We start from the raw sequence: 24209 nt of genomic DNA on the forward strand, positions 1-24209 counted from the left end.
GCTATTGGCGTGGCTTGCCGCGCTTCACCAGTTCGACCACGATCAACGCCACGCCCAGCACCACCGCGAACCAGCCGACGAGATAGGCCCCGGCTACCATCTCGAACCAGCGCGTGCCCTGGAGAAAGCGCGGCCCCAGCAGAACGGCGGCGCCGATCACGAGGCAGAGGATGCCGCGTTCGAGCGTGCGGAGTTGTCGTTTGGGGTGCGCCATGGCTTGTTCTTCGTTCGGGGAGTGTGGATCGATCAGTGCGTCATTGTCCCGCGCATCGCGGCCGGATGGCCCTGCAGCGGGAACGACTTGCCCGTCGGCACCAGCATGTCGCCGTCCAGCCGCAGGATCGTGATGTCCTGGTCGATGAAGTTGCCCACGTAGAGGTACTTGCCGTCGGCGCTCCACACCGCGCCTTCGGGCAGGCCGCGCACCTCCACCTCGTTGGCGCGCGTGACCTTCTTGCCGTCGATCTTCAGCAGCACCACCGAGCCGTTGCGGTTGTAGAAATACGCGCTCTTCGACGCGTTGCTGCCGCGCAGGATCACCGCCACCGCATGCCGGCCGGTCGGGCTCACGGCCAGGCCCTCGGGTCCGTCGCCCACCACCACCTTGTCGACCACGCGCGGCGGTGCGGCTTCGAGGTCGATCACGCTCACGGTGTCGACCTGGCCGTCGGAGGCGCCCGAGTTGCCGTTGTCGGCCGTCAGCGCGAGCTTGCCGTCGGGCGTCACGTCGACGTTGTAGGGCCACAGGCCCGCCGCGAGGTCGACCTTGCCGTAGCTGACCTTCTCGCCGTTCACGTCGAGCAGCGCGATCTTGTGGCTCGGAAACTTGGCCGCCAGCGCACGCTTGCCGTCGGGCGTGAAGCGCACGTGCGCCACCGAATCGCCCATGGCCACGGTGTCGACCAGCGTCACCTTCTTGCCCGCGATGCGCAGCACGCTCACCGAGTTGTCGGCGCGGTTGGCCACCAGCGCGAGGTTGCCCGCGCGGTTGATCGACAGGCCCGAGGGCTGCTTGCCGACCTGCAGCGTGTCGAGCAGCCTGGGCGGCGTGGTGGTCAGGTCGATCACGAAGAGGCGGTTGTCGGGCACTTGCTTGCGCGCGCCGTTCTCCTCGACCACGTTGAGCGAGTTGGCGACCAGTGCCAGCGTTTCGCCGGGCGTGATCGCGAGGTTGGTCGGCGGCCCGGCGATGGTGTTGTCCAGCTGCAGCGTGCCCAGTACCTTGGGCGCCAGCGGGTCGGTGCCGATGTCGAGCACCTGCACCGTGTCGCGCCCCATCGGGCCGAGGGCCACGACGCCGGCGTCGTTCCACGACTGCTTCTCGTCGTTGGCGACCAGCATCAGCTGGCGCTGCGGCACGGTGGGCGTCATGTTCGTGCAGCCGGAAAGCGCTGCAAGGGCGGCCAGGGTGAGGGCCGCGAGTGCGACGGGGCGGAACTTCATGCTGTCTGTCTCCGGTGTTGTTGTGCGCGCATGGTAGCGAACGGCGTGGCTTCGTCGCCAGACCCGCGCCCGGCACAATCGATCAATCCACTCCCCGGGGCCCACATGACCATCGAGATACCGAAGGAAGCGCGCCAGCAGGCCATCACCTCCATCGAGCGCTACTTCCGCGAGAACATGGAGGAGCCGATCGGCAATATCGCGGCCGGCGCGCTGCTTGGCTTCTTCCTCGAAGAGGTCGGCCCGCTCGTCTACAACAAGGCCGTGGCGGATGTGCAGGAGCGCCTGCAATCGCGCATTTCGGAGGTCGACCTCGAAGTGCACGAGGACGAATTCCAGTATTGGCGCAAGTACGACAAGCAGAAGAAGGGAAGGTAGGGCGTCGCGCCCGCGCATCGCCGCGCATTCAGGAGTGCTTCAAAACGTTGCAGAATTCGAAGCCATGCATCTCCACAGCACCTCCCCCCGTTCCGCGCTCACTCCCGTTCTGCGCGCCCTTGCCGCCTTGCCCTTCGTGCTGGCCGCGTCCATCGCCACCGCGCAGCAGGAGCCGTCCAGCTTTCCGCTGGATTCGGTCGGCTACCTGAACGAGGAGCTGCCCCGCATGGAAGCCGCCATCGCCGCGAGGGACCGCAGCTTCTTCCATGGCGCGATGGTCCGCACGGTGCAGTTCTCGGAACGCTGGGGCTTCAAGGTCAAGGCCAACCCCGATCTCGCGGCCTACCCGATGTGCACGTCGGCGGTGATGGACTACGTGGTCGTCGGCATGTGCAGGCTCACGCCTTCCGAGGAGTGCGAACCGGGGCTGGCCTCGCGCTTCGATGCCAATGTGCAGCGCTGCCGCGAAGCGGCCGCGAAAAAGTAGACGAAAGAAAGAGACACCCGCCATGGACTACGCCCGCTACCAGACCCTCGCCATCACGCGCCGAGGTGCGAATGGCGCGGTGCTCGACATCCAGATGCGGGCCGCCAATGGCAAGCTGCCTACGGCGGGCCATGACGGCCACCGCGAGCTGGCCGAAATCTGGCGCGACGTGTCGGCCGACGAGTCCGTACGCTGCGCGGTGCTGCGGGGCGAGGGCCAGGGCTTCTCGGGCGGGGGCGACCTCGCGATGGTGCAGGACATGACCACCGACGACGTGGTGCGCCAGCGCGTGTGGCGCGAGGCGCGCGACCTCGTCTACAACATCATCAACTGCGACAAGCCCATCGTCAGCGCCATGCATGGCCCGGCCGTGGGCGCGGGGCTGGTGGCGGGGCTGCTGGCCGACATTTCCATCGCCGCGAAGAACGCGAAGATCGTCGACGGCCACACGCGCCTGGGCGTGGCGGCGGGCGACCATGCAGCCATCGTGTGGCCGCTGCTGTGCGGCATGGCCAAGGCCAAATACCACCTGCTGCTGTGCGAGCCGGTGAGCGGCGAGGAGGCCGAGCGCATCGGCCTCGTGTCGCTTGCGGTGGAGGAGGCCGACCTGCTGCCGCGCGCCTACGAGGTGGCCGACCGGCTCGCGGCCGGCAGCCAGAGCGCCATTCGCCTGACCAAGTACGCGCTGAACAACTGGTTGCGCCAGGCCGGCCCGACCTTCGATGCTTCGCTGGCGCTCGAATTCATGGGCTTCGCGGGCGCCGACGTGCGCGAGGGCGTGGCCTCGCTGCGCGAACGGCGCGCGCCGAACTTCGGCTGACAGGTCAGGCCTTGCGCAAACCTTGCAGCGTCTGCAGCAGCACGACGCGTGTCTGGCCCAGGATCATTCCCTTCCACTCGTCGTTGTCGCAGTAGAACGCGTCGCGCAGCTGTGCGCGGATCTCGCGCTTCTGCATCTCCGGCGCTTCGGGGTGGCGGCGCAGCCAGGTGTCGGCGCGCAGGCGCGTGAGCACTTCGCCGTCGGGCAGCGTGCCGAACTCCAGCCCCATCGGCGCGATCTTCGCGTTCGGGCATTCGTCGTACGCGGTCGAAATGACGGGGCCCGATACGTCGGCCGAGGCCGAGTCGCCGGCAAAGGGCGCAAACACGTCGGCGCCCCACCAGTCATGGGCTCGCGCGAGGTCTTCGGGCGCGTTGCGGCCCGGGTAGATCTTCTCGCCGTGGCCGTAGGGACCGAGGCCCGTGTGCATGTCGATCCAGCCGAGGTGCGTGGCCGACGCGGCGTACTTGCGCAGGATCGCGCGGATCGTCTTGTTGCTCCACGAGGGCGCGGTGCCACCGTAGAACAGGCCGTCGGGCGATGCGTACTGACCCTTGGTAACCGCCGCGCGAAACGCGCGCTTACCGTGCCTTTCGACGTAGGCGGCCACAGCCGCTTCGTCGGCGGCCGTGGGCGGCCAGGTCGCGGTCAGCACCAGTGGCTCGACCTCGGCGTACTCGGCGTTCACCGGCAGCGGCGCATGGAAGTCGATGTGGTTGCGATTCAGGTCGATGTTGTCTTCGTTCGTGCGGTGCAGGTGCGAAAAGCCGTGCGGGTTGATCGCGTGCACCAGCAGCAGCGAGACGCCGGCCTGTTCCAGCCGCGAGAGCAGGTCGGCGTCGTTGAGCGTGGCGATCTGCGTGCCCGAGCCGCAGAAGCCCTCGGGCCCATGCGTGCCCGAGCTCACGAGCAGGACCTTCTTCGCGTCGATCGCGCCGATCAGCGCCACGTCAGTGGCCAGTTCTTCGCCGAGCGCGCCGCGGTGCGCTTCGAGCACGAACGACTCGACGGCCGCGCCGCGCTGCGCGGCGGCCTCGAGGAACTTGGCGCGGGCTTCGACATAAGTGCCCGAGAAAAAGCGTGTGGCGGCGGTGGGTTGTGCTTGCATGAGATGAGGGCTCCTGTGCCTTGAAGATGGAAAGCCGTCAGGCCATCGCGTGGGCGCCCGCGGCATCGATGTCGCGGCCGGTATGGTCGCGCAGCCAGAGCAGGCCGAGCAGCGAGACCAGCGTCATCGCCACCAGGTACCACGCCGGTGCGAGCTTGCTGCCGGTGGCGTTGAGCAGCCAGGTGCTGATGAAGGGCGCGAAGCCGCCGAACAGCGCCACGCCCACGCTATACACCAGCGACATGCCGCTGGCGCGCACCGCCTTCGGGAACATCTCGGGCAGCATCGTGATGCCGGGCACCGTCTGCACCACGAGGCCGATGCTCAGCACGCCGAGCACGGTGAACAGCACCGTGGGCGTGGGCGAGGCGTTGAGCCACAGGAAGCCCGGGTAGATCAGGATCGCCAGCACGATGCGGCTCCAGAGGATGAGCGGCTTGCGGCCCACCACGTCAGACAGCCTGCCTACGAAGGGCGCGAGCGCGAACGAGATCAGGCCGGTGAGCGCGGCGCCGAACAGCGCCACCGATGGCGTGAGGCCCAGCTCGCGCACCGCATACGTCGGCATGTAGAAGTTCACGACATAGGCTGCCGTGGTGCCGCCCACCAGCGAAAGAATGGCGGCCAGCGCCGTCCGGCCGTGCCGCGTGCAGACGATCTTCAGGCTGCTCTCGCGCGGTGCGGCGGCTTCCTCCGGCGAGATGTGCAGCGACTCTTCGAGGTGGCGGCGGATGTACATGCCCACCGGCGCGATCAGCATGCCGATGACGAAGGGCACGCGCCAGCCCCAGCTCTGCATCGCCTCGGGCGTGAGCGTGAAGGTGAGCCCGCCCACCACCATGGCACCGAGCATCACGCCCAGGCCCTGGCTCGCGAACTGCCAGCTCGCCATGTAGCCGCGGTTGGCGGGCGTGGCGTGCTCGACCAGCAGCGTGGTCGAAGCGCCGACCTCGCCGCCGGCCGAGAAACCCTGGATCAGCCGTGCCAGCACGATGACGACGGGCGCCGCCACGCCGATGGCCGCATACGTGGGCGTGAACGCGATCAGCGCGCAGCCCAGCGCTATCAGGAAGATGGTCAGCGTCATGGCCTTCTTGCGGCCCGCGCGGTCGGCGTACGCGCCGATGACGATGCCGCCCAGCGGCCGCATGATGAAACCCACGCCGAAGCTCGCCACCGTCAGCAGCAGCTGGCCGTACGAGTTGAAGGTCGGAAAGAACAGCTTGCCGATCACCAGCGCCAGGAAGCCGTAGACGGTGAAGTCGAAGAACTCCAGCCCGTTGCCGATGGTGGTGGCAACGATGGTCTGGCGCCTGCGTGCGGATGACGAAGGCGGGTTGCTTGGGTTGCTCATGTCTCTCCAGTGTTTGCTTTTCGAAGGTGTCGGTCGAAGGTATGCCTTCGATCGCGCCGGATGCTAGAGACTCGCCGCTGTCATGAAAAGACAATAATTGGGCGTCAAAGATAACTTTTGGTTGTCATGAAGCCCAATCAGTTGCACGCCTTCGTGGCGGTGGTCGAGCAGATGAGCATCCGTGCCGCGGCCCGCGTGCTGGGCATTTCCCAGCCGGCCGTGACCAAGATCGTGCGGGAGCTGGAGCGCGAGGTCGGCGCGCCGCTGGTGGAGCGCAGCGTCAAGGGCGTGCGGCTCACCGAGTTCGGCAAGGCCTTTGCGCCGCGCGCGCGGCTGCTGCTGGCCGACATGCAGCGCGCACGCGACGAGATCGCGCAGATCCGCGATGGGCTCACGGGCAAGGTCTCGCTGGCCGTCAGCACCTCGTTCGCGCTCACGGTGCTACCGGCTGCGTTCAAGGATTTCCATGCGCGGCTGCCGGCGGTCGACGTGCAGTTCAGCGAAACCGTGCTGCCCTGGATGCTGGCGCGCCTGCGCGAGGGCTCGCTCGACTTCGCGGTGGCGCACGTGGTGCCGGGCCGGCTCGATCCGCAGTTCGAGGCCATGGAGCTCTTTCCGGTGAAGCTGGTGGTGGGCCTGCGCGAGCGCCACCCGCTGCGCGCGAGCCGCTCGATCCGCGAACTGCACAAGGCCGAGTGGATTCTTCCGGGTGACGACCACTTCAGCGGCCGCGATGCCATGTCGCCACTGCTGCCACTGGGCCTGCCGCCGCCCCCGCGAGTGATCCAGGGGCAGTCGGTCACGGTGGCGCTGGCGCTGGTCGGGCAGATGGACCTCGTCGGCATGTTCGTCGAGCCGCTGGCGACGCTGGCCTTCAAGCGCCACGGCATCCGGCGCGTGGAGGTCGAGGAGGAGCTGCCGATGCTCAGCGTCAGTGTCATCAAGCGCCGTGGGCAGCTGCTGACGCCGGCCGCGCAGCATTTCGTCGAATGCATCCAGCGGGCCTCCGTGGCGGCGATGGGCGGTTAGTTTGGAGGAAAGTCGATGCCGGCATCGCCGGTCTTCCATGGCGCGTACTTGTGCATGGCGCGCTCGAACAGGTCCGAGGCGGTCCAGCCTGACAGCCATGTTCGCAGGCGGGGCCAGGGCTGGGCATCGAACCATGCCGGGTCGACCATCGCGAACTGGCGCACGAAGGGCATGACGGCGGCGTCGGCCAGCGTTGCGTGGGCGCCGGCCAGATGCGGCGTGGCCGACAGCCTGGCTTCGAGGCCGCGCAGGAACTGGGCGCCGCGCTCGCGGGCGGGTTCTCCGCCATCCGCATGCCGGTCGGGATACTTGTAGCGGTCGAGCTGGGGCTTGAAGTCGTCGTCGCAGGCGGCGACCAGCGCGAGCATGTCCTGCAGCGTGCCGGTGCCGGGCTCCAGCCAGCGCCGCGGGTCGTTGCGGCGCAGGGCCCACAGCATCACGTCGAGGCTCTGTTCCAGCACCTTGCCGTCTTCGGTGAGCAGTACGGGCACCGTGCCCTTGGGCGAGGCACGCAGCATCTCGGCGGGCTTGTTCTTCAGCACCACCTCGCGCAGCTTGCAAGGCTGTTCGCTGGCGACCAGCGCGAGGCGGGCACGCATCGCGTAGGGGCAGCGGCGGAATGAATAGAGAACGGGCATGTGCAGCGGACAGGCGAAGCGTTCGATTTTCAGCCACGGTGGAGCGCTCGCGCGGCAGCGGGTTTTTCCACACAATCGCCGCATGGGCGAACGCCTCTTCCTCCGGCTCGACGACGACCCCTTGCACGGGCCTGAATCGAGCGTGCCCGCAGGAACGCTGCGCGCGCTGCCGGTGAGAGCCGCGCTGCGCGGCCATGTCTCGCACATCCTGCTGTACCGCGAGACCTTTGCCGAAGGCCATGAGGTGAATGAACGCGTGCTGCCCGATGGTGCGGCGCGGTTGGTCTTCAACTTCGGTGATGCGCCGTCGGCCGATGGCAGGGAAGGGCATGCGGTGGAAGCCGTCGGCGCTTCGGCTGCACCAGTCGTGGTGCGCATGCGGCGGAAGGTGGAGGGGCTCGCCCTCACCTTGCGCCCCGGCGCTGCCGCCGCGCTGCTGGGACTGCCGGCCGGCGAGATCGGAGGCAGTGCCGTGCATCTCGACACGCTGTGGCGTGGCGAAGGCGCGGAACTGCTGGAGCGCATGGCCGAGGCGCGGGGCGAAGCGGCGCGGGTGGTGTTGTTGCACTCAGCCTTGCAGCGCCGGCTTCGCGGCGGCGGCACCGCTGCGGGCAACGCAGCCGCCGCCATGCATGCAGTTCGGCTCATCACGGCATCCGACGGACGGCGGCCATTGCGCGAGGTGGCAACCGCGGTCGGTGTTGGCGAGCGGCGCCTGCAGCAGCTCTTCCATGCCCATGTAGGCCTTTCGCCGCGCACGTGGAGCCGGCTCGCGCGCATGCACGGCTGCCTGCGCGCGCTGCGCCTGCGGCCGTCGCCCGCTTGGGCCGACGTGGCGTTTGAGGGCGGTTTCTACGACCAGTCGCATATGGTCAACGAGTTCCGCGCGCTGTGCGGCGTCACGCCCACCGAGTTCATGGGCCGGGCGGTTTCGGTTTCTTCCAAGACGACGGGCTGAGGGCGGACTATCTTCATCCGCTCTCATGCAAAACGGATCGAAGGAGCCCATCGAATGAAGGACGAGAACACGAATCGCCCGCTGAAGGATTGCGTGGCGGTGGTCACAGGCGCGAGCCGGGGCGCGGGGCGCGGCATCGCGGTCGAGCTGGGCGCGGCCGGCGCCACCGTGTATGTGACCGGGCGCAGCACGCGCGAAAAGCCCGCCGATACCTACGGCCAGTTGCTGGCCCTGTCGGACATGGCCGTGGTGCCCGGCAGCATCGATGACACCGCCGACGAGGTCACGCGCCAGGGCGGGCGCGGCATCGCGGTGCGATGCGACCACACGAGCGAAGAGGAAGTGGCCGCGCTCTTCACCCGCGTGGAGCGCGAGGCAGGCCGCCTCGACCTGCTCGTGAACAACGCCTGGGGCGGCCACGAAACCTTCAGCGGCGTCTTCGACGCGCCGTTCTGGGAGCACCCGCTCGCCAACTGGGACGCGATGTTCGACCGCGGCGTGCGCAACCACCTCGTGTCGAGCCGCTGCGCCGCGCCGCTGATGGTGCGGCGCAAGAGGGGGCTGATCGTCACCACCACCTTCTGGGACCGCGGCCACTACCTGCGCGGCAATCTCTTCTACGACCTGGCCAAGGCGTCGATGACGCGGCTGGCCTTCGGCATCGCGCAGGAGCTGAAGCCGCACGGCGTTGCCTCGGTCGCCGTGTCTCCAGGCTGGATGCGCACCGAGTTCGTGCTCGCGGGCCACAAGACGGACGAGGCGCACTGGCCACAGCGGCCCGAGCTGGCGCGCACCGAATCGCCACGCTACCTGGGGCGGGCGGTCGCGGCATTGGCGGGCGATGCGAAGGTGCTGGAGAAAACCGGCGAAGTGTTGCGCGTGGCCGACCTGGCGCGCGAGTACGGCTTCACCGACATCGACGGAAGGCAGGTCGCGGCTTTCGAGATGTCGGCCGGGCCGTAGGACAAGTTCGCGCCCGACCGGGGAAAAGCGCGTACCGGCAACGGTCCGCGCGCGGGTGCACCATGCAGGTCGATTCTTCAATCACCCCAGGAGGTGACCTGCCATGTCTGCTCCAGCCGAAGCCGCCGAACTGGTATCCGCCAGCCGGCTTGCCCATTCCAATTCCGTCCGGTTCCCGGGCGAGAGCGTCGCCTACCGGCGGGCTCGCACGGAACTCCTTGCCGAGGAGATCGATTTGCGCCGACGCATCGAACGCGTCGCGCAAATGCGCCGCGCGCTGCCCCCGGGCGGCGAGGTGCCGCAAGACTACGAGTTTCAGGGAGTCGGCGGGCCGGTCAGGTTCTCCGAACTCTTCGGCAAGCACGGCACGCTCATCACCTACAACTGGATGTATGGCCCGAAACGCGAGCGTCCGTGCCCCATGTGCACCTCGCTGCTGAGCGCCTACGACGGCGAGATGCCCGACATCCTGCAGCGCGTGGCGTTCGCGGTCGTGGCCACTTCGCCGATCGAGCGCATGACGGCCTTTGCCACCGAGCGCGGCTGGCGCTACCTCCCGCTGTATTCATCGGGCGGCAACACCTTCAACCGGGACTATGCCGGCGAAACGCCAGACAGCGGCGACAACCCGGCATTCAACGTGTTCCGGCGCGAGGGCCGGACGATTCGCCACTTCTGGGGCGGCGAAATGGGCTTCGGAACTTCGGACCCGGGGCAGGACCCGCGCGGCGCGCCCGATGCGATGCCGATCTGGAACCTGCTCGACATGACGCCCGAAGGGCGCGGGACGGATTGGTATCCGAAGCTTGCCTATTGAGCGTCTGGCCTCGTGAAGTATTAAAACGCAACACAGTTGCGTTGTTCCATATAATGCAATTCTGTTGCATCTATGGAGACTGCCCACATGGCCGACCGCCTCCCCGTTACCGTGCTCTCCGGATTTCTCGGCGCCGGCAAGACCACGCTGCTGAACCACATCCTCCACAACCGCGAAGGCCGGCGCGTGGCGGTCATCGTCAACGACATGAGCGAGGTCAACATCGACGCGGCACTCGTGCGCGACGGTGGCGCCAAGCTTTCGCGCACCGACGAGAAACTGGTCGAGATGAGCAACGGCTGCATCTGCTGCACCTTGCGCGAAGACTTGCTGGTCGAGGTCAACCGCCTCGCGAAGGAGGGGCGCTTCGACCAGCTGGTGATCGAGTCCACCGGCATCTCCGAACCCCTGCCCGTCGCCGAGACCTTCACCTTCGCCGGCGAAGACGGCAAGAGCCTGGCCGACGTGGCGCGGCTCGACACCATGGTGACGGTGGTCGACGCCTTCAACTTCCTGCGCGACTACGGCTCGGCCGACAGCCTGGGCCAGCGCGGCCAGTCGCTGGGCGACGAGGACACGCGCACGGTGGTCGACCTGCTGATCGAGCAGATCGAGTTCTGCGACGTGCTGGTGGTCAACAAGACCGACCTCGTCACGCCCGAGGAGCGCGAGCGGCTGATGGCGATCTTGCACAGCCTGAACCCGCGTGCGCGCATCGAAGTGTCGGAATTCGGCCGCGTCGCGCTCGACCGTGTGCTCGACACGGGCCTGTTCGACTTCGAGCAGGCCGAGCAGGCGCCCGGTTGGCTGGCCGAACTGCGTGGCGAGCACTTGCCCGAGACCGAGGAATACGGCATCCGCAGCTTTGTCTACCGCTCGCGCATTCCGTTCCATCCGGCGCGTTTCTGGGAACTGGTGCAAAGCGAATGGGAGGGCGTGGTGCGCTCCAAAGGCTTCTTCTGGCTCGCGAGCCGTGCGACGCGCGCGGGTTCGTGGTCGCAGGCCGGCGGTGCCTGCCGCTATGGCGCGGCGGGTTTCTGGTGGGCCGCGGTGCCGCGCGAGCACTGGCCGACCGACCCGGACGCGCTGGATCTGATCCGCAAGAACTGGGACCCGGCCACGGGCGATGCGCGGCAGGAACTGGTGCTGATCGGCATCGGCATGGACGAGGATGCGCTGTGCGCGCGGCTCGATGCCTGCCTGCTCACGGAAAACGAGATGCGCTTCGGTGCTTCGTGGTGGCCGAACTTCCCGGACCCGTTCCCTTCTTGGAACGTGTGAGCAAAGGCTATCTGGCGCAGTCGCCGCAGGTGCCGTGCAGCGTGAGTGCGGTGTGGCGCGTGTCGATGCCCTGCTTGCGCAAGGCCCGCCCCAGCCGGCCCATCACCTTCGGCAGCTCCGGGTCCGACGGCAGTGCCAGCACCTTGTGGCACTGGTCGCATTCGAAGGTGTTGCCCGACTCGGCCTCCACGTGGCGCGAGAAGCGGTTGACGCGGTCGGCACCCACGCGGCGGTCGCACAGGCCGGCCTCGACCAGGCGGTCGAGCACGCGGTAGATGGTCACGCGGTCGGGTGCTTCGCCGGTGGCCGCGGTGTAGGCCGCGGCCACTTCCTCATGCGTCAGCGGTTGCGAGCTGTGTTCGATGAGTTCGAGCACGGTCTGCGCGGCGCGGGTCACGCGCAGGCCGGTGCCGCGCAACAGGGTTTCGCTGTCGAACGGGGCGGCGAGAGGGCGCTTCGGGTGCGAGGTCATGGTCTTCATATGCGAAACGCCATTGTGTTGCATTCCGGGGAGCCGTGGGCTGCCTCTTCGGCAGGCCGTGCGCAACGCAACGATGTGCAAGTCAGCCAACCAGCCGTTTCCGAGCCTCGGACGAGGGCCGAATGCGCTAAGGTCTGGCCATCCGCGTTCCCTAATACCTTTGCCCGATATGTCCCGTCCCCCCATCGAGATCGAAACCGCCCCCAATCCCACCGCCACGGTGATCGTGATGCACGGCCTCGGCGCCGACGGCAACGATTTCGTGCCCATCGCCAACGAGCTCGACCTTTCTGCCGTGGGCCCGGTGCGCTTCGTGTTCCCCAATGCGCCGGTGATGCCGGTGACCATCAACGGCGGCTACCAGATGCCGGCCTGGTACGACATCGCCTTGCCCGATCTGGCGGCGCAGGAGGACGAGGGCGGCCTGCGCCGCTCGCAGGCGACCATCGAGGCGATCATCTCGAATGAAAAGGCCCGCGGCATCGCCGCCGGCCGCATCGTGGTGGCCGGCTTCTCGCAAGGCTGCGCGATGGCGCTCATGACGGGCCTGCGCCACACCGAGCGCCTGGCGGGCATCGTCGGCCTCTCCGGCTACCTGCCGATCGCGGCTACCACGGCGGCCGAACGGCACGCAGCCAACCACGAAACGCCTGTGTTCCTCGCCCATGGCCGGCAGGACCCCGTGGTGCCCCTTGCCGCCGCAATGCGCTCGCGCGACGCGCTGGCCGCTCTGGGCCATGCCGTCGAGTGGCACGAATACACGATGGCGCACTCGGTGTGCATGGAAGAAATCGCCGATCTCAACAGCTTCCTGCTGCGGGTGCTCGGCTGAACCTTGTCGAAGGAGGCAACAAAATGATTCTGGTCATCGGACACGCCCTGGCAAAGCCCGACACCCTGCAGGCAATGCTCGCCATCAGCACCGAGCACGTGCTGCGCTCGCGCGCCGAAACCGGCTGCATCTCGCACGAAATCGCTACCGACGTGCAGGAACCGCTGCGCCTGACTTTCGTGGAGCGCTGGAGCGACATGGCCGCGCTACAGGCGCACTTCCGCGTCGATGCATCACGGGCTTTCGGCAAGGCGCTCGCGGCCATGGCCGACGGCACGCCGGAGATCCACGTCTACGAGTCGAGTGAGATCGACCTGTCGGCGGGCCGCGCCGGGGCCTGAGCTTTACGCGCCATCTGCAGCGCTGCCTATGCAGAAAGCTATCAAAAACATAGCGAACTACAGGGTAGCGGAGCAAGGGATTCCCTGCACGAGCAATGGCCACGCGCCCGTGCTACCTTCCAGCCCCTCAGAAGATCGATGGGTATAACAATATGAGCAACAGATTGCAGGAGAGGCTGGTTGCACTTTCAGCCGAACGACTGAAGGGCATGCGGCGTGGCATCGAGAAGGAAAGCCTGCGTGCGCTGCCGGACGGCAAGCTCGCGCTGACGCCGCATCCGCTCGCCCTGGGCTCCGCGCTCACGCATCCGCACATCACGACCGACTTCAGCGAATCGCAGCTCGAACTCATCACGGGCGTGCATGCGGGCGTCGAATCGGCGCTCGAAGAGCTCACGCGGGTCCATCAGTTCACCTACCGCGTGCTCGACCAGCTCGGCGACGAGCGCCTCTGGGTGTCGAGCATGCCCTGCGGCCTGCCGACCGACGAGACCATTCCGATCGGCCGCTACGGCTCCTCGAATGTGGGCCGTGCCAAGAGCGTCTACCGCATGGGCCTGAGCCACCGCTATGGCCGCCGCATGCAGACCATCTCGGGCATTCACTACAACTGGTCGCTGCCCGACGTGTCGAGCGAACAGTACTTCGCGCTGATCCGCAATTTCCGCCGCCAGGCCTTCCTGCTGCTGTACCTGTTCGGCGCTTCGCCGGCGCTGTGTTCGAGCTTCGTGGCGGGCCGCCCGCACGAGCTGCAGCCGCTGGGCGATGGCAGCATGTTCATGCCGCACGGCACCTCTCTGCGCATGGGCCGCCTGGGCTACCAGAGCGATGCGCAGGCCTCGCTGGCCGTGAGCTACAACAGCCTCGAGGGCTACGCTGCCTCGCTGCAGGACGCGCTCACGCGCCCATGGCCGGCCTATGAAGCTATCGGCATCCGCAACCTCGGCGGCGACTACAACCAGCTGGGCACCAGCCTGCTGCAGATCGAGAACGAGTTCTACGGCACCATCCGCCCCAAGCGCGTGATCAACCCCGGCGAGCGTCCGCTGCATGCGCTGCGCGAGCGCGGCGTGGAGTACGTCGAAGTGCGCCTGATGGACCTCGACCCCTTCGAGACCGTCGGCATCAACGCGCAGACCATGCGCTTTATCGACGTGTTCCTGCTGCACTGCCTGCTGAGCGACAGCCCCGACGACACGCCGCAGGAAATCGCCGAGCTCGCGCAGAACCAGCACCTCACGGCCGCGCGCGGCCGCGAGCCGGGCCTGAAGCTGCTGCGCAACGGGCGCGAGGTGGCGCTGGCCGACTGGGGCCTGGAGCTGGTCGAGCAGTGCCAGCCCATCGCCGCCGCGCTCGACGCGGCGCAGGGCGGCACGGCGCATGCCGATGCAGTGCGCGCCGCCGGGGCCGCGCTGCGCAACCCCGACAGCCTGCCCTCGGCACGCGTGCTTGCGGCCGTCGAGAAAGACCACGGCAACTCCTTCACCGGCTTCGTGCGCGCCCAGTCCGAGCAGACCCGCGCCACATTGCTGGGCCTGCCGTTCCCACCCGCGCAGCAGGCCGAATTCGAGCGCATGACGGCCGAGTCGATCCAGGAGCAGAAGCGCATCGAGGCGGCGGACACCATGCCCTTCGAGATTTATCGCGAGCAGTACGTCTCGCCCGCGCGCCTGGGCATGGCACGCGGCCGCATGGCGGTTGCCGCTTAGGACTTTGGTTCAGTCCTCGTTTAGCGCCTCCTTCGCTTGACGACAGGGGTGGTGGCGGATGACCTACAGGCATTGACCCGCATTGCCCACCGCGTGCAAACAGGCCGGGGCGAAGATGGCCGCCATGCGGTTCAAGGCATATCTCGTCGAAGACAGCCCGGTGATCCGGGAGAACCTGGCCGGTTTTCTGGAAGACGTGGCCAAGGCACAAGTCGTGGCTTCCGCGAGCACCGAGCAGGAGGCCATCGACTGGCTGCGCCTGCACACCTCCAAGGACGACTGGGACCTGACCATCATCGACCTGTTCCTCCAGCGCGGCAACGGGTTCGGCGTGATTCGCGCCTGCCGTCATCGGGCGCCGCACCAGAAGGTGGTCGTGCTCAGCAACTACGCCACCGCCGACATGCGCGAGCGTTCGCGTGCGCTGGGCGCCGATGCCTTCTTCGACAAGTCGGCCGAGCTCGACCAGCTGGTGGCCTTCTGCGAGAAGGTGCACTCTCCCGGGTGACGCGCGCATGACTGGGGTCGTACGCCTTCTGGGGTAAAAAGCCACGCTGCCGCCCGAGGCGGCACCCGAGCAACGGCAACTTCCCAGGAAAGCGACAGAGAGACATGAGCAACAGCAGCAGCATCGACTTCAAGGGCCGCGTGGCCATCGTGACCGGCGCGGGCGGCGGCCTCGGCCGACAGCATGCGCTGGCGCTGGCCGCGCGCGGCGCGAAGGTGGTGGTCAACGACCTGGGTGGCGCGCGCGACGGCTCCGGCGGCTCGGTGAGTGCCGCGCAGGCGGTGGTCGACGAGATCAAGGCCGCAGGCGGCGAAGCCATTGCCAACGGCGCGTCCGTCACCGACTTCGAGGCGGTGCAGGCCATGGTCCAGCAGGCGGTCGATGCCTGGGGCCGCGTCGACATCCTCGTCAACAACGCCGGCATCCTGCGCGACAAGAGCTTCGCCAAGATGGAGCTGGCCGATTTCAAGCTGGTGGTCGACGTGCACCTGATGGGCGCCGTGAACTGCACCAAGGCCGTCTGGGCTCTCATGAACGAGCAGAAGTACGGCCGCATCGTGATGACCACCTCGTCGTCGGGCCTGTATGGCAACTTCGGCCAGAGCAACTACGGCGCGGCCAAGCTCGCGCTGGTGGGCCTGATGCAGACCTTGAGCATCGAAGGCGCGAAGAACGACATCCGCGTGAACTGCCTGGCGCCCACCGCCGCCACGCGCATGACCGAGGACCTGTTCCCCAAGGAAATGCTCGAAGCCTTCCGCCCCGAGGCCGTGGTGCCCGCGATGCTGGTGCTGGCCGCGCAGGACGCGCCCAACCGCACCATCCTGTGCGCGGGCGCCGGCACCTTCGAGGCCGCGCACATCACGTTGACGCAGGGCGCCTGGCTGGGCATTGACGCCGACACGCCGGAGCAACTGGCGGCGCGCCTGTCGGAAGTAACCGAGCGCGAAGGCGAGGCTGTGCCGCAGAGCGGTACGGCGCAGGGCGCGAACGAAGTCGCCAAGGGCATGGCGAACGCGAAGAGGGGCTGATCGACACCCTGGCGTCCATGGCGCTTGACCTCGAGTGCACTCGAGCATTTCCAATGAATTCTCCGGGTATCCGGTTCATTCAATCCAAGGAAATCAAGCCATGAACACGATCGACAACAAGGCCCTGGTCCAGCGCATCCATGACGAGCTGGACAAGGGCAACGGCCAGGCCTTCGTCGACAGCCTGGCCGACGACGCCAACTGGAAGCTCGAAGGCACCACCCCGTGGTCGCGCACCTACCGGGGCAAGAAGGCGATCCGGGAGGAGTTGCTGAACCCGCTCTTCGCGCAATTCGCGGCGCCCTACGTGAGCAAGACCGAGCGCATCATCGCCGAGGGCGACCGCGTGGTGGTGCTGTTCAGCGGCGACGTGCCCACCAAGGCCGGCAAACGCTACAACAACCGCTACTGCTACGTCTACCGACTCGAAGGAGGCAAGGTGAAAGAGCTGACCGAGTACTTCGACACCGCACTGGTCCAGGAGGCGCTGCAGGCGCCCCCGGTCGCCGTTGCCGCCCATGCCGGCTGACGGCGGCACGCCTTTCCACATCGGCGAGCTGGCCACGCGCACCGGCCGCACGGTGCACGCCATCCGCTGGTACGAGACGCAGGGCCTCGTGCCCGGCGTGGCGCGCGACGAGGGTGGCCGGCGCCTCTACGTCGAGCTGCACGTCGGCTGGCTCGACCTGATGGAGCGGCTGCGCCGCACCGGCATGTCGATTGCCGAGATGCGCGAATACACCGCGCTGGCAGTGCAGGGCAAGGTCACGTTGCGCCAGCGGCGCGACATGCTCGCCGCGCACCGGGAGCGCGTGACCGAGACCATTGCCGAGTGGAAGCGGGCGCTGTCGCTGGTCGACCGCAAGATCGGCTTCTACGACGAATGGATGGCCAGCGGCCACCGCCCGCCGCTCGTTCCCGCCGAAAAAACGCCCGGCCTGAAGCCGCCGAAGCGCAAGGGCAGGTGAGCGGACCTACTCCGCGATGAAGCCCGGGTCCGTGCGGATCGAGCCGCGGTCGCGGTGGTTGTGCAAGCGCCCCAACGTGTTGTCCAGCAAGCGCTTGAGCTTGTCGGCCGCGCCGCGGAAGGCCTCGTCGAGGCTGGTAGCGTGCTGCGTCACCGCCAGCGGCTGGTGGTGCGCCAGGCGTGCCTCCATCACGCAGCACTTGTCGCCGCCGCCAGTCTTGTCGTGGTTCTCGTCGCTCAAGTGCACTTCGACGCGCGTCACGTCGTCGACGAAACGGCTCAGGTGCTGCTTGATCTCGGTGTCGGCCCAACGCTCCAGCGCGTCCTTGTTCGTGATGCCGTTGCTCGTGTTGACCTGGATCTGCATGCAATATTCCTGCTGGATGGAATGGATGGAAGTCCACTGATCGCCCTGACGCGCCGCAGGGTACGTAGGCCCGTTCCCTACCCATGCGCGGGGCAGGGTCCGCAATGGGGCACAGAGGGGCTCAGCTCTGGATGTACGTGGTCAGCTGCTCGATGGTGGCCTCGTGGTCCGAGATGATGTCGTCCATCAGGTCCTGGATGGAGATCATGCCGATCACCTTGTCGCCATCGACCACCGGCAGGTGGCGGAACTTGCGCTGGCTCATCAGCGTCATGCAGGCGCGCGTGCGGGTCTGGGGGGTGACGGTCATCACGTCGGGCGTCATGATGTCGCGCACCTTCACTTCCTTCGAGTTCTTGCCCTGCAGCGCGACCTTGCGGGTGTAGTCGCGTTCGGACAGGAAGCCCACCAGCTTCTCGCCGTCCATCACCATCAGTGCGCCCACCTCGAAGCGCGCCAGGGTGGACAGTGCGTCGAACACGCTGGTGTCGGGGGAGGTGCGCCATGCTGCGGAATCATGGCGCTTGAGCAGTTCGGAGACGGGTTTCATCGCGGGTAACTCCATCAAAGGGTTTCGATTCGACCGACGCTCGGGCGCCGCACTCGGTCAAATCATAGGGGCGATGACTGCCTCCGCGATGCAAACCCCCTAGGGGATTGCGCGTGTTTGCAACGCACGCGCAATGCGCGAGAACTTATGGCTGGGCGGGTGCAGCGGCCAGCATGCGGCTCAACGCCACCGGATCGCCCACCACCGTCTTCACGAGGCCCTTCTCGTCGAACTGCACCTGGAACTCCGACCAGCTGTCGCGCCAGTAGCGCCACACGGGCGCGTCGAGGCTGGGGTTCTCGCTGGCAACCGGGTAGCCGATGGCCATCAGCACCTGGTCGCGCGTCATGCCCGGCATCACCTTCACGGCGAGGATGGCGTCGCGCACGGCGGGCGGGAAGGCCGCCATCTTCTGCTTCGGGTCTTCGGTTACCACATAGCGCTGTGCGAACGCGGGCAACGGGATGTTGCGGCTGTAGTCGTTCTTGATGCGCTGCGGCTTGCCGCCGAGATCCAGGTTGAACCAGCGGAAGTCGTACGCGGTGATGCGCGCCGGCGTGCCCACCGCGACGATGCGCGTGCCCTGCTCGTCGTAGTTGATGTCGCTGATCGAGTCGCCGTAGGTGCGCATGTTGCAGCACAGGTAGCCGTTGATCATGGGGCCGGGCGGAGGAGAGGGCCGCTGGGCATGGGCGACGGTGACGGTCGCGGGCACGACGATGGCTGCCAGCAGGGCGGCAGCGGCAAGGCGCTTGAACATGGATTTCCCTCGAAGTTGTTGGAGTGGCTGCGCGGGGCAGCGCGCGGATTCTAGGATCGAACAGGCCCCAAGCGAAGGCAGAATGCCCGCATCCAGCTATCGAAAGCGTAGCAACAAGGTCCCGTTCAGGTTCCCGGTTCACAATGCGCACCCGGCCCCCTTTCGGCGGCCATCCCATTCCCAGACAGCGCGAAAGAAAGAGCCAACCGATGGCGATCCAGTGGTTCCCCGGTCACATGTATGCGACCCAGAAGGCCATCACCGAACGGGTGAAGGACATCGACGTGGTCATCGAACTGCTCGATGCGCGCCTGCCTGGCTCCAGCGCCAACCCGATGCTGGCCGAACTCACGGCCGGGCGGCCCACGCTGAAGGTGCTCAACAAGCAGGACCTTGCCGATCCCGCGCGCACTGCACTCTGGCTGGCGCACTACAACGCGCTGCCCGCCACGCGCGCCATCGGGCTCGATGCGAGCCAGACTACGCCCGCGCAGCAACTCGTGAAGGCCTGCCATGAACTTTCACCCAACCGGGGCGGCATGGCCAAGCCGATGCGCGTGCTGATCTGCGGGATTCCCAACGTGGGCAAGTCCACCCTCATCAACACGCTCATCGGCGGGCGCAAGGCCAAGACCGGCGACGAGGCCGGCATCACCAAGCTCGAGCAGCGCATCACGCTGGCCGACGACTTCTACCTGTGGGACACGCCCGGCATGCTGTGGCCGCGCATCATCGTGCCCAAGAGCGGCTACAACCTCGCGGCCAGCGGCGCGGTGGGGCGCAACGCCTTCGACGAGGAGGAGGTGGCGCTGGAGCTGCTCGACTACCTCAAGACGCACTACGCCGCGGGCGTGGCCGCGCGCTTCAAGCTCGTGGAGCTCGACGCCGAGACCATGGCCGGCATGAAGGACGAGGCGCTGCTCGACACCATCGGCCGCAAGCGCGGCGCGCTGCTGGGCAAGGGCCGCGTCAACCTGCAGAAGGCGGCGGAGATCGTGATGCACGAGTTTCGCGCGGGCAACCTGGGGCGCATCACGCTCGAAACGCCCGAAGAGTTTGCGCTGTGGCTGGCCGATGGCCAGCGGGCCGATGCCGAGCGCGCGGCGAAGAAGGCCGCGCGCAAGCACAAGGGCAAGCCGAAGCCCGAGATTGCGCCCGAACAGGACGCCTGAGAGCGCGCGGCTGCCGGCCTGCCATGGCGCCGCTGTCGCCAATGCAACTGTTCGCTACCCTGCCCGTCACGCGCGTGACGGAGCTTGTCCTGCGTGGTTCGTAGAGTGGCCTGACCGCTTCTCACACCCGCCACGCACAGGACACGCCATGCTCGAAACCTTCAAGGCTCTCAACGAAACCGCATCCTTCAATCGCTGGGCCGGCATCGAGGCCACCCAGGCTGGCAACGGCGAGGCCGAGCTGCGCATGAAATGGCGCAAGGAAGACATGGGGCAATACGCCGGCTTCCTCCACGCGGGAATGATCTCCGCGCTGCTCGATACCGCGAGTGGCTATGCGGCCGCCACGCTGGCCGGCCGCGTGATGACGTCGCACTTCTCGGTGAACTTCATGTCACCGGCCGTGGGTCAAGCCTTTGTGGCACGCGCGCGTGTGGCGAAGGCCGGGCGCAAGCAGGTGTTCGTTGCGTCCGAACTGTACGCACAGCCCGAAGGCGCAGGCGACGATGCGCTCAAGCTCGTGGCGACGGGGAACGCCATCCTGGTTCCGGTGGAAGAGGCTTCTCCGAAGCCGGCCGCCTGAGCTTCAGCCCGAACAGCGGCCGAAGCCAGTTCACGCGGCGGATCAGGCCGTCGTTCAGCGCCCAGCAGCCGAGCACCGTGAGCGTCACCAGCAGCGCGGGCTCCAGCACCGGGCCGAGCGCAAGCGGCGCCAGCGCGCTCGCGGCGGCGATGATCAGCGTCTGGTGCAGCACGTACCACGGGTACACCGACTCGTTGGCCCAGCGAAGCCAGGGCCATGGGCAGTTCAGGTGGCGGTGGGCATGGCCGAGGATGGCCGCGACGGCCAGCCACAGGTAGAGCATGCGCAGCGTGTCCATCGTCAGGCCGGACGCCGGGCCCTTCGCGCCGGCCCGCAGCGCGATGAAGGCGGCGATCGCCGCGACCGCCAGTGCGAGCGACACCCGGCGCAGCCGTTCCAGTTCCTTCCACACGCCGGTGTCCACGCCCATCCAGTAGCCGTAGAGGAACATCGTGAAATACAGGCTGTGCAGGTGGAAGTCGCGCACCAGGTTGTGCGTGGGTGGAAAGCGCGAGGCCAGCAGCGTGGTGAAGACGAGCAGCGGCACCACCGGCAGCAGCAGCTTCCAGCCCCGCAGGCCGTTGAAGCCGCGCCGAAGCCACTGGCCGGCGGCGGAATTCCACAGCGGCAGCGTCAGCGCGACCAGCGCGGTGTAGGTGAACAGATAGGGCAGGTACCAGAGGTGGTTCCAGGTGATGCCGAACTCCGCGCCGTCGAAGGCCCGCTTCGGCCACGGTTCGGCCATCGACAGGTAGCGCAGCAGGAAGGCACCGAAGCCCGGCGCGACCAGCCCGTTGGCCACGCCCTGCGCATAGGCCTGGTACGGCACGATCACCGCCATGCCGAAGGCCAGCGGCAGCATCAGCCGCAGGCCGCGGCTGCGCAGCAGGTCCCAGGTGCCCTGGCCCCGGCTCAGGAAGCCGAGCGACACGCCAGAGACCAGGAAGACGAGGTCCATGCGCCAGAGGTTCAGGATGCGCATCGGCCACTGCAGCCATTCGGCCGCGTGCGGGCTCTTGAGGTGCCAGGGCCAGTCGGCCACGTAGTACATGCCCACGTGATAGAGGATGACGAACAGGAAGGCCAGCGCGCGCAGGGCGTCGATGTCGTGGCGGCGGTGGCCGGGCGGGTTGGCGGCGATGTTCATCGCAAGCTCCTCGAAGCAAAGAAGCCGCGATGCTCGGCCCCGTGGCGGCTGCGCGGCTCATCCGGGGGACGGAGGGCCCCCGCTTTGTGACGAGCGGTGGTCCCAAGGGACGAAATTCACCGCCCCGAGGCCCGTTTTCGGGAGAATCCCGCCCCATGGGAGACCCACGCAGGAACCTCTACGAGCGCTACGAGCCGATTCGCCGCCCCGTGGAGGTGGCGTTCTGGATCGTGCTGATGGCCCTGCAGGCCGTGTTCAGCACGATGGTCGCGATCGTCGACATGCGCACGCGCGCCGTGCCGCGCGCCAACTGGGAGGTCGCGACCTGGGAAGGGTCGAGCCACCTGGTGCTGTTGCTGCTGATCCCGGCGCTGGTCGCCGTCGAGCGCCGGCTGTCGCCGCTGGTGCGCGGGCACTGGGTGCGCTTCCTGGCCTGGCATGGGTTGGCGAGCGTGGCGTTCAGCGTGGTCCACGTGGTGGGCATGTTCGGGTTGCGCGCAGTCGTCTACGCATTGGCCGGCGAGCGCTACGACTTCGGCGGCTGGGCTGGCCAATGGGGCTACGAATACCTGAAGGACGTGCGGGTGTACGCGAGCATCGTCTTCGGCGTCTGGGCCTACCGGCTGTTCATGCTGCGGCTGCAGGGCGAGGCGCGGGTGCTCGATGCGCCGGAGGCCCCGGCCGAACCGGAGGGCGCCGCACCCGCCGAGCCCGAAGCCTTGTCGCCGCCCGTGCGCCCCGAGCGTTTCCTCGTGCGCAAGCTGCGCCGCGAATTCCTCATCGCCGCAACCGACATCGACTGGCTCCAGGCCGAGGGCAACTACGTCGGCCTGCACGTCAACGGCCATGACTACCTGCTGCGCGCCACGCTGACCGACTTCCTGGCGCAGCTCGACCCCGCCTGTTTCGTTCGGGTGCACCGAAGCCATGCGGTGAACCTGGGCCGAATCAAGGAAATCGAGCCGCTCGACGGCGGCGATGCCCGGCTGCACATGCACGACGGCACCACCGTGCCCTGCAGCCGCCGCCACCGGGACGCGTTGCGCGCCGGCGCGGGCTGATCCGGTGCATGGCGGGCTTGCGGCAGTCCGTTTTGGTTCATTGCGCACCATCGAAGAGCTTTCAGGCACCATTTTTGCTTCATTGGCCGACCGCTCCGGGTCATTCGGGTGCGGCGCACCAATCCGAATCAAAAATCAGCAAGAAGCTTCAATGGACGCACTCAAACAGGGCGCAGACGCGCTGTTCATCCTTCTCGGCGCCATCATGGTCCTGGCCATGCACGCCGGCTTTGCCTTTCTCGAACTGGGCACCGTACGCAAGAAGAATCAGGTCAATGCGCTGGTGAAGATCCTGGTCGACTTCTCGGTCTCGACCATCGTGTACTTCCTCGTGGGCTACGGCGTGGCCTATGGCACGCATTTCTTCGTCGGCGCCACCGAGCTGGCGGAAAAGAGCGGCTACGAGCTGGTGAAGTTCTTCTTCCTGCTCACCTTCGCGGCGGCCATCCCGGCCATCATCTCGGGCGGCATTGCCGAGCGCGCCAAGTTCTGGCCGCAGCTGATCGCCACGGCGGTGATCGTCGGCTTCGTCTACCCGCTGTACGAAGGCATCGCGTGGAACAAGCACTTCGGCATCCAGGACTGGATCGCCTCGCTCACGAGCCACGAGTTCCATGACTTCGCGGGCTCGGTGGTGGTGCATGCGGTGGGCGGCTGGCTCGCGCTGCCGGCGGTGCTGTTGCTGGGCGCGCGGCGCAACCGCTACAAGGGCGACGGCTCGCTGAGCGCGCATCCGCCGTCGAACATTCCGTTCCTCGCGCTCGGTGCATGGGTGCTGTGCGTGGGCTGGTTCGGCTTCAACGTGATGAGCGCGCAGAGCATCGACAAGATCTCCGGCCTCGTGGCCGTCAACTCGCTGATGGCGATGGTCGGCGGCACGCTCGTGGCGCTGGCCATGGGCAAGAACGACCCCGGCTTCGTCTACAACGGCCCGCTCGCCGGCCTGGTGGCCGTGTGCGCCGGCTCCGACCTGATGCATCCGCTGGGCGCGCTGGTGGTGGGCGGCGTGGCGGGCGCGATCTTCGTCTACATGTTCACGCTGGTGCAGAACAAGTGGAAGATCGACGACGTGCTCGGCGTGTGGCCGCTGCACGGCCTGTGCGGCACCTGGGGCGGCATCGCGGCGGGCATCTTCGGCACGCAGGCGCTGGGCGGCATCGGCGGGGTGAACGTGTGGGCGCAGCTGATCGGCACCGCCATCGGCGTGGCCTGGGCCGCGCTGGCGGGCGCGGCGGTGTATGGCGCGCTCAAGGCTTCGGTGGGGCTGCGGCTGTCGCAGGAGGAGGAGTACGACGGCGCCGACCTGTCGATTCATCACATCTCGGCCACGCCGGAGCGCGAGGTCAACTGGTAATCCTCGGTCCCTGAAGCACGGCAGGCCTGCTTGGGCTATTCTCGGCGCCCCTTACAACCGCCGAGGAGCA

Annotated in this window: 29 protein-coding genes; 19 read left to right on the forward strand and 10 right to left on the reverse strand. The window is 67.5% G+C overall.

Features of this window, described 5'->3' with window-relative positions:
* Nucleotide 1: 1 nt before the first annotated feature.
* Nucleotides 2-214 (reverse strand): hypothetical protein, encoded by a 213-nt coding sequence (locus tag ASC92_RS04330; RefSeq protein ID WP_056510708.1) that lies wholly within the window; start codon nucleotides 212-214, stop codon nucleotides 2-4.
* Nucleotides 215-246: 32 nt separating this feature from the next.
* Nucleotides 247-1443, reverse strand: coding sequence for a lactonase family protein (locus tag ASC92_RS04335; RefSeq protein ID WP_056510710.1), 1197 nt, complete (start codon nucleotides 1441-1443; stop codon nucleotides 247-249).
* Between the two features lie 105 nt (nucleotides 1444-1548).
* On the opposite strand from ASC92_RS04335, the gene ASC92_RS04340 reads away from it, so the two are divergent.
* From ASC92_RS04340 to ASC92_RS04350, 3 genes are all read left to right on the forward strand, one after another.
* The gene (locus ASC92_RS04340) at nucleotides 1549-1821 is read left to right on the forward strand and encodes a DUF2164 domain-containing protein (protein WP_007833887.1); all 273 of its coding nucleotides are present in this window, start codon (nucleotides 1549-1551) and stop codon (nucleotides 1819-1821) included.
* A gap of 64 nt (nucleotides 1822-1885) precedes the next feature.
* Nucleotides 1886-2308 carry a hypothetical protein gene (locus ASC92_RS04345; RefSeq protein WP_056510713.1) on the forward strand — a complete coding sequence of 141 codons (423 nt, stop codon included), beginning with the start codon at nucleotides 1886-1888 and terminating at the stop codon, nucleotides 2306-2308.
* 22 nt (nucleotides 2309-2330) lie between these two features.
* Nucleotides 2331-3128, forward strand: coding sequence for an enoyl-CoA hydratase/isomerase family protein (locus ASC92_RS04350; RefSeq protein ID WP_056510716.1), 798 nt, complete (start codon nucleotides 2331-2333; stop codon nucleotides 3126-3128).
* 4 nt (nucleotides 3129-3132) lie between these two features.
* Here the strand turns inward: ASC92_RS04350 and ASC92_RS04355 are convergent, their stop codons facing one another.
* Both ASC92_RS04355 and ASC92_RS04360 read right to left on the reverse strand, forming a co-directional pair.
* Entirely contained in the window at nucleotides 3133-4236 is a 1104-nt protein-coding gene (locus tag ASC92_RS04355; protein WP_056510720.1) for a M14 family metallopeptidase, read from the reverse strand.
* 37 nt (nucleotides 4237-4273) lie between these two features.
* Complete coding sequence (locus tag ASC92_RS04360; RefSeq protein ID WP_056510723.1) at nucleotides 4274-5590, reverse strand: MFS transporter; 1317 nt, start codon at nucleotides 5588-5590, stop codon at nucleotides 4274-4276.
* Nucleotides 5591-5716: 126 nt separating this feature from the next.
* Here ASC92_RS04360 and ASC92_RS04365 point away from each other — a divergent pair, with 126 nt between their 5' ends.
* Nucleotides 5717-6619 carry a LysR family transcriptional regulator gene (locus tag ASC92_RS04365; protein ID WP_056510726.1) on the forward strand — a complete coding sequence of 301 codons (903 nt, stop codon included), beginning with the start codon at nucleotides 5717-5719 and terminating at the stop codon, nucleotides 6617-6619.
* Here ASC92_RS04365 and ASC92_RS04370 read toward each other — a convergent pair.
* Nucleotides 6616-7257: a glutathione S-transferase gene (locus ASC92_RS04370; protein ID WP_056510729.1), complete on the reverse strand. Its 642-nt coding sequence runs from the start codon at nucleotides 7255-7257 to the stop codon at nucleotides 6616-6618. The genes ASC92_RS04365 and ASC92_RS04370 overlap by 4 nt on opposite strands.
* An 82-nt stretch (nucleotides 7258-7339) precedes the next feature.
* Here ASC92_RS04370 and ASC92_RS04375 point away from each other — a divergent pair, with 82 nt between their 5' ends.
* The 4 genes from ASC92_RS04375 to zigA all read left to right on the forward strand — a co-directional run bounded on the left by ASC92_RS04375 (nucleotide 7340) and on the right by zigA (nucleotide 11276).
* Entirely contained in the window at nucleotides 7340-8215 is an 876-nt protein-coding gene (locus ASC92_RS04375; protein ID WP_056511864.1) for a helix-turn-helix domain-containing protein, read from the forward strand.
* 54 nt (nucleotides 8216-8269) lie between these two features.
* Entirely contained in the window at nucleotides 8270-9178 is a 909-nt protein-coding gene (locus tag ASC92_RS04380) for an SDR family NAD(P)-dependent oxidoreductase (RefSeq protein ID WP_056510733.1), read from the forward strand.
* 103 nt (nucleotides 9179-9281) lie between these two features.
* On the forward strand, nucleotides 9282-9995 hold the full coding sequence (locus ASC92_RS04385) for a DUF899 family protein (RefSeq protein WP_056510735.1): 714 nt from the start codon (nucleotides 9282-9284) through the stop codon (nucleotides 9993-9995).
* Nucleotides 9996-10082: 87 nt separating this feature from the next.
* The gene (gene zigA / locus ASC92_RS04390; RefSeq protein WP_056510737.1) at nucleotides 10083-11276 is read left to right on the forward strand and encodes a zinc metallochaperone GTPase ZigA; all 1194 of its coding nucleotides are present in this window, start codon (nucleotides 10083-10085) and stop codon (nucleotides 11274-11276) included.
* A 7-nt stretch (nucleotides 11277-11283) separates the two neighbouring features.
* Here the strand turns inward: zigA and ASC92_RS04395 are convergent, their stop codons facing one another.
* A complete protein-coding gene (locus ASC92_RS04395) occupies nucleotides 11284-11757 on the reverse strand; it encodes a Fur family transcriptional regulator (RefSeq protein ID WP_056510739.1) in 474 nt (157 codons plus the stop codon).
* 169 nt (nucleotides 11758-11926) lie between these two features.
* Here ASC92_RS04395 and ASC92_RS04400 point away from each other — a divergent pair, with 169 nt between their 5' ends.
* The 7 genes from ASC92_RS04400 to ASC92_RS04430 all read left to right on the forward strand — a co-directional run bounded on the left by ASC92_RS04400 (nucleotide 11927) and on the right by ASC92_RS04430 (nucleotide 17146).
* A complete protein-coding gene (locus ASC92_RS04400) occupies nucleotides 11927-12589 on the forward strand; it encodes an alpha/beta hydrolase (protein WP_056510743.1) in 663 nt (220 codons plus the stop codon).
* Between the two features lie 23 nt (nucleotides 12590-12612).
* Nucleotides 12613-12930 carry a putative quinol monooxygenase gene (locus ASC92_RS04405; RefSeq protein WP_056510746.1) on the forward strand — a complete coding sequence of 106 codons (318 nt, stop codon included), beginning with the start codon at nucleotides 12613-12615 and terminating at the stop codon, nucleotides 12928-12930.
* Nucleotides 12931-13082: 152 nt separating this feature from the next.
* Nucleotides 13083-14639 carry a glutamate--cysteine ligase gene (gene gshA / locus ASC92_RS04410; protein ID WP_056510750.1) on the forward strand — a complete coding sequence of 519 codons (1557 nt, stop codon included), beginning with the start codon at nucleotides 13083-13085 and terminating at the stop codon, nucleotides 14637-14639.
* Between the two features lie 124 nt (nucleotides 14640-14763).
* A complete protein-coding gene (locus ASC92_RS04415) occupies nucleotides 14764-15147 on the forward strand; it encodes a response regulator transcription factor (RefSeq protein WP_056511867.1) in 384 nt (127 codons plus the stop codon).
* A 104-nt stretch (nucleotides 15148-15251) separates the two neighbouring features.
* Nucleotides 15252-16178 (forward strand): SDR family NAD(P)-dependent oxidoreductase, encoded by a 927-nt coding sequence (locus tag ASC92_RS04420; protein WP_056510753.1) that lies wholly within the window; start codon nucleotides 15252-15254, stop codon nucleotides 16176-16178.
* Nucleotides 16179-16278: 100 nt separating this feature from the next.
* Nucleotides 16279-16707: a nuclear transport factor 2 family protein gene (locus ASC92_RS04425; RefSeq protein WP_056510756.1), complete on the forward strand. Its 429-nt coding sequence runs from the start codon at nucleotides 16279-16281 to the stop codon at nucleotides 16705-16707.
* Nucleotides 16697-17146, forward strand: a complete 450-nt coding sequence (locus ASC92_RS04430; RefSeq protein ID WP_056510758.1) for a MerR family transcriptional regulator — start codon at nucleotides 16697-16699, stop codon at nucleotides 17144-17146. The genes ASC92_RS04425 and ASC92_RS04430 overlap by 11 nt, the downstream gene beginning before the upstream one ends.
* A 6-nt stretch (nucleotides 17147-17152) precedes the next feature.
* On the opposite strand, the gene ASC92_RS04435 is transcribed toward ASC92_RS04430, so the two are convergent.
* The 3 genes from ASC92_RS04435 to ASC92_RS04445 form a co-directional block, all read right to left on the reverse strand.
* Nucleotides 17153-17512, reverse strand: a complete 360-nt coding sequence (locus ASC92_RS04435; RefSeq protein ID WP_007833857.1) for an HPF/RaiA family ribosome-associated protein — start codon at nucleotides 17510-17512, stop codon at nucleotides 17153-17155.
* Between the two features lie 121 nt (nucleotides 17513-17633).
* Nucleotides 17634-18062, reverse strand: coding sequence for a CBS domain-containing protein (locus tag ASC92_RS04440; RefSeq protein ID WP_007833856.1), 429 nt, complete (start codon nucleotides 18060-18062; stop codon nucleotides 17634-17636).
* Nucleotides 18063-18207: 145 nt separating this feature from the next.
* Nucleotides 18208-18822, reverse strand: a complete 615-nt coding sequence (locus ASC92_RS04445; protein ID WP_056510761.1) for a cell envelope protein SmpA — start codon at nucleotides 18820-18822, stop codon at nucleotides 18208-18210.
* Between the two features lie 209 nt (nucleotides 18823-19031).
* On the opposite strand from ASC92_RS04445, the gene ylqF reads away from it, so the two are divergent.
* Complete coding sequence (ylqF, locus tag ASC92_RS04450) at nucleotides 19032-19994, forward strand: ribosome biogenesis GTPase YlqF (RefSeq protein ID WP_056510764.1); 963 nt, start codon at nucleotides 19032-19034, stop codon at nucleotides 19992-19994.
* Nucleotides 19995-20142: 148 nt separating this feature from the next.
* Nucleotides 20143-20577: a PaaI family thioesterase gene (locus tag ASC92_RS04455; RefSeq protein ID WP_056510767.1), complete on the forward strand. Its 435-nt coding sequence runs from the start codon at nucleotides 20143-20145 to the stop codon at nucleotides 20575-20577.
* On the opposite strand, the gene ASC92_RS04460 is transcribed toward ASC92_RS04455, so the two are convergent.
* Nucleotides 20507-21724, reverse strand: coding sequence for an acyltransferase family protein (locus ASC92_RS04460; RefSeq protein WP_056510769.1), 1218 nt, complete (start codon nucleotides 21722-21724; stop codon nucleotides 20507-20509). The genes ASC92_RS04455 and ASC92_RS04460 overlap by 71 nt on opposite strands.
* A gap of 155 nt (nucleotides 21725-21879) precedes the next feature.
* On the opposite strand from ASC92_RS04460, the gene ASC92_RS04465 reads away from it, so the two are divergent.
* On the forward strand, nucleotides 21880-22785 hold the full coding sequence (locus ASC92_RS04465) for a LytTR family DNA-binding domain-containing protein (protein WP_056510772.1): 906 nt from the start codon (nucleotides 21880-21882) through the stop codon (nucleotides 22783-22785).
* Nucleotides 22786-22936: 151 nt separating this feature from the next.
* Nucleotides 22937-24139, forward strand: a complete 1203-nt coding sequence (locus tag ASC92_RS04470) for an ammonium transporter (RefSeq protein ID WP_056510775.1) — start codon at nucleotides 22937-22939, stop codon at nucleotides 24137-24139.
* The last annotated feature ends 70 nt before the right edge of the window (nucleotides 24140-24209 follow it).

Source organism: Variovorax sp. Root411, from assembly GCF_001425205.1.
Classification (GTDB): Bacteria; Pseudomonadota; Gammaproteobacteria; order Burkholderiales; family Burkholderiaceae_C; genus Variovorax.

What these genes read in the sequence shown, in the direction of transcription:
- ASC92_RS04375 (WP_056511864.1), top strand. Translation starts at nt 7,340, where the DNA reads ATGGGCGAACGCCTCTTCCTCCGGCTCGACGACGACCCCTTGCACGGG.
- ASC92_RS04360 (WP_056510723.1), bottom strand. Translation starts at nt 5,590, where the DNA reads ATGAGCAACCCAAGCAACCCGCCTTCGTCATCCGCACGCAGGCGCCAG.
- ASC92_RS04445 (WP_056510761.1), bottom strand. Translation starts at nt 18,822, where the DNA reads ATGTTCAAGCGCCTTGCCGCTGCCGCCCTGCTGGCAGCCATCGTCGTG.
- ASC92_RS04470 (WP_056510775.1), top strand. Translation starts at nt 22,937, where the DNA reads ATGGACGCACTCAAACAGGGCGCAGACGCGCTGTTCATCCTTCTCGGC.
- ASC92_RS04425 (WP_056510756.1), top strand. Translation starts at nt 16,279, where the DNA reads ATGAACACGATCGACAACAAGGCCCTGGTCCAGCGCATCCATGACGAG.
- ylqF (WP_056510764.1), top strand. Translation starts at nt 19,032, where the DNA reads ATGGCGATCCAGTGGTTCCCCGGTCACATGTATGCGACCCAGAAGGCC.
- ASC92_RS04345 (WP_056510713.1), top strand. Translation starts at nt 1,886, where the DNA reads ATGCATCTCCACAGCACCTCCCCCCGTTCCGCGCTCACTCCCGTTCTG.
- ASC92_RS04455 (WP_056510767.1), top strand. Translation starts at nt 20,143, where the DNA reads ATGCTCGAAACCTTCAAGGCTCTCAACGAAACCGCATCCTTCAATCGC.
- gshA (WP_056510750.1), top strand. Translation starts at nt 13,083, where the DNA reads ATGAGCAACAGATTGCAGGAGAGGCTGGTTGCACTTTCAGCCGAACGA.
- ASC92_RS04420 (WP_056510753.1), top strand. Translation starts at nt 15,252, where the DNA reads ATGAGCAACAGCAGCAGCATCGACTTCAAGGGCCGCGTGGCCATCGTG.
- ASC92_RS04440 (WP_007833856.1), bottom strand. Translation starts at nt 18,062, where the DNA reads ATGAAACCCGTCTCCGAACTGCTCAAGCGCCATGATTCCGCAGCATGG.
- ASC92_RS04460 (WP_056510769.1), bottom strand. Translation starts at nt 21,724, where the DNA reads ATGAACATCGCCGCCAACCCGCCCGGCCACCGCCGCCACGACATCGAC.
- ASC92_RS04350 (WP_056510716.1), top strand. Translation starts at nt 2,331, where the DNA reads ATGGACTACGCCCGCTACCAGACCCTCGCCATCACGCGCCGAGGTGCG.
- ASC92_RS04370 (WP_056510729.1), bottom strand. Translation starts at nt 7,257, where the DNA reads ATGCCCGTTCTCTATTCATTCCGCCGCTGCCCCTACGCGATGCGTGCC.
- ASC92_RS04330 (WP_056510708.1), bottom strand. Translation starts at nt 214, where the DNA reads ATGGCGCACCCCAAACGACAACTCCGCACGCTCGAACGCGGCATCCTC.
- ASC92_RS04405 (WP_056510746.1), top strand. Translation starts at nt 12,613, where the DNA reads ATGATTCTGGTCATCGGACACGCCCTGGCAAAGCCCGACACCCTGCAG.
- ASC92_RS04415 (WP_056511867.1), top strand. Translation starts at nt 14,764, where the DNA reads ATGCGGTTCAAGGCATATCTCGTCGAAGACAGCCCGGTGATCCGGGAG.
- ASC92_RS04335 (WP_056510710.1), bottom strand. Translation starts at nt 1,443, where the DNA reads ATGAAGTTCCGCCCCGTCGCACTCGCGGCCCTCACCCTGGCCGCCCTT.
- ASC92_RS04385 (WP_056510735.1), top strand. Translation starts at nt 9,282, where the DNA reads ATGTCTGCTCCAGCCGAAGCCGCCGAACTGGTATCCGCCAGCCGGCTT.
- ASC92_RS04340 (WP_007833887.1), top strand. Translation starts at nt 1,549, where the DNA reads ATGACCATCGAGATACCGAAGGAAGCGCGCCAGCAGGCCATCACCTCC.
- ASC92_RS04400 (WP_056510743.1), top strand. Translation starts at nt 11,927, where the DNA reads ATGTCCCGTCCCCCCATCGAGATCGAAACCGCCCCCAATCCCACCGCC.
- ASC92_RS04395 (WP_056510739.1), bottom strand. Translation starts at nt 11,757, where the DNA reads ATGAAGACCATGACCTCGCACCCGAAGCGCCCTCTCGCCGCCCCGTTC.
- ASC92_RS04380 (WP_056510733.1), top strand. Translation starts at nt 8,270, where the DNA reads ATGAAGGACGAGAACACGAATCGCCCGCTGAAGGATTGCGTGGCGGTG.
- zigA (WP_056510737.1), top strand. Translation starts at nt 10,083, where the DNA reads ATGGCCGACCGCCTCCCCGTTACCGTGCTCTCCGGATTTCTCGGCGCC.
- ASC92_RS04465 (WP_056510772.1), top strand. Translation starts at nt 21,880, where the DNA reads ATGGGAGACCCACGCAGGAACCTCTACGAGCGCTACGAGCCGATTCGC.
- ASC92_RS04365 (WP_056510726.1), top strand. Translation starts at nt 5,717, where the DNA reads ATGAAGCCCAATCAGTTGCACGCCTTCGTGGCGGTGGTCGAGCAGATG.
- ASC92_RS04430 (WP_056510758.1), top strand. Translation starts at nt 16,697, where the DNA reads ATGCCGGCTGACGGCGGCACGCCTTTCCACATCGGCGAGCTGGCCACG.
- ASC92_RS04435 (WP_007833857.1), bottom strand. Translation starts at nt 17,512, where the DNA reads ATGCAGATCCAGGTCAACACGAGCAACGGCATCACGAACAAGGACGCG.
- ASC92_RS04355 (WP_056510720.1), bottom strand. Translation starts at nt 4,236, where the DNA reads ATGCAAGCACAACCCACCGCCGCCACACGCTTTTTCTCGGGCACTTAT.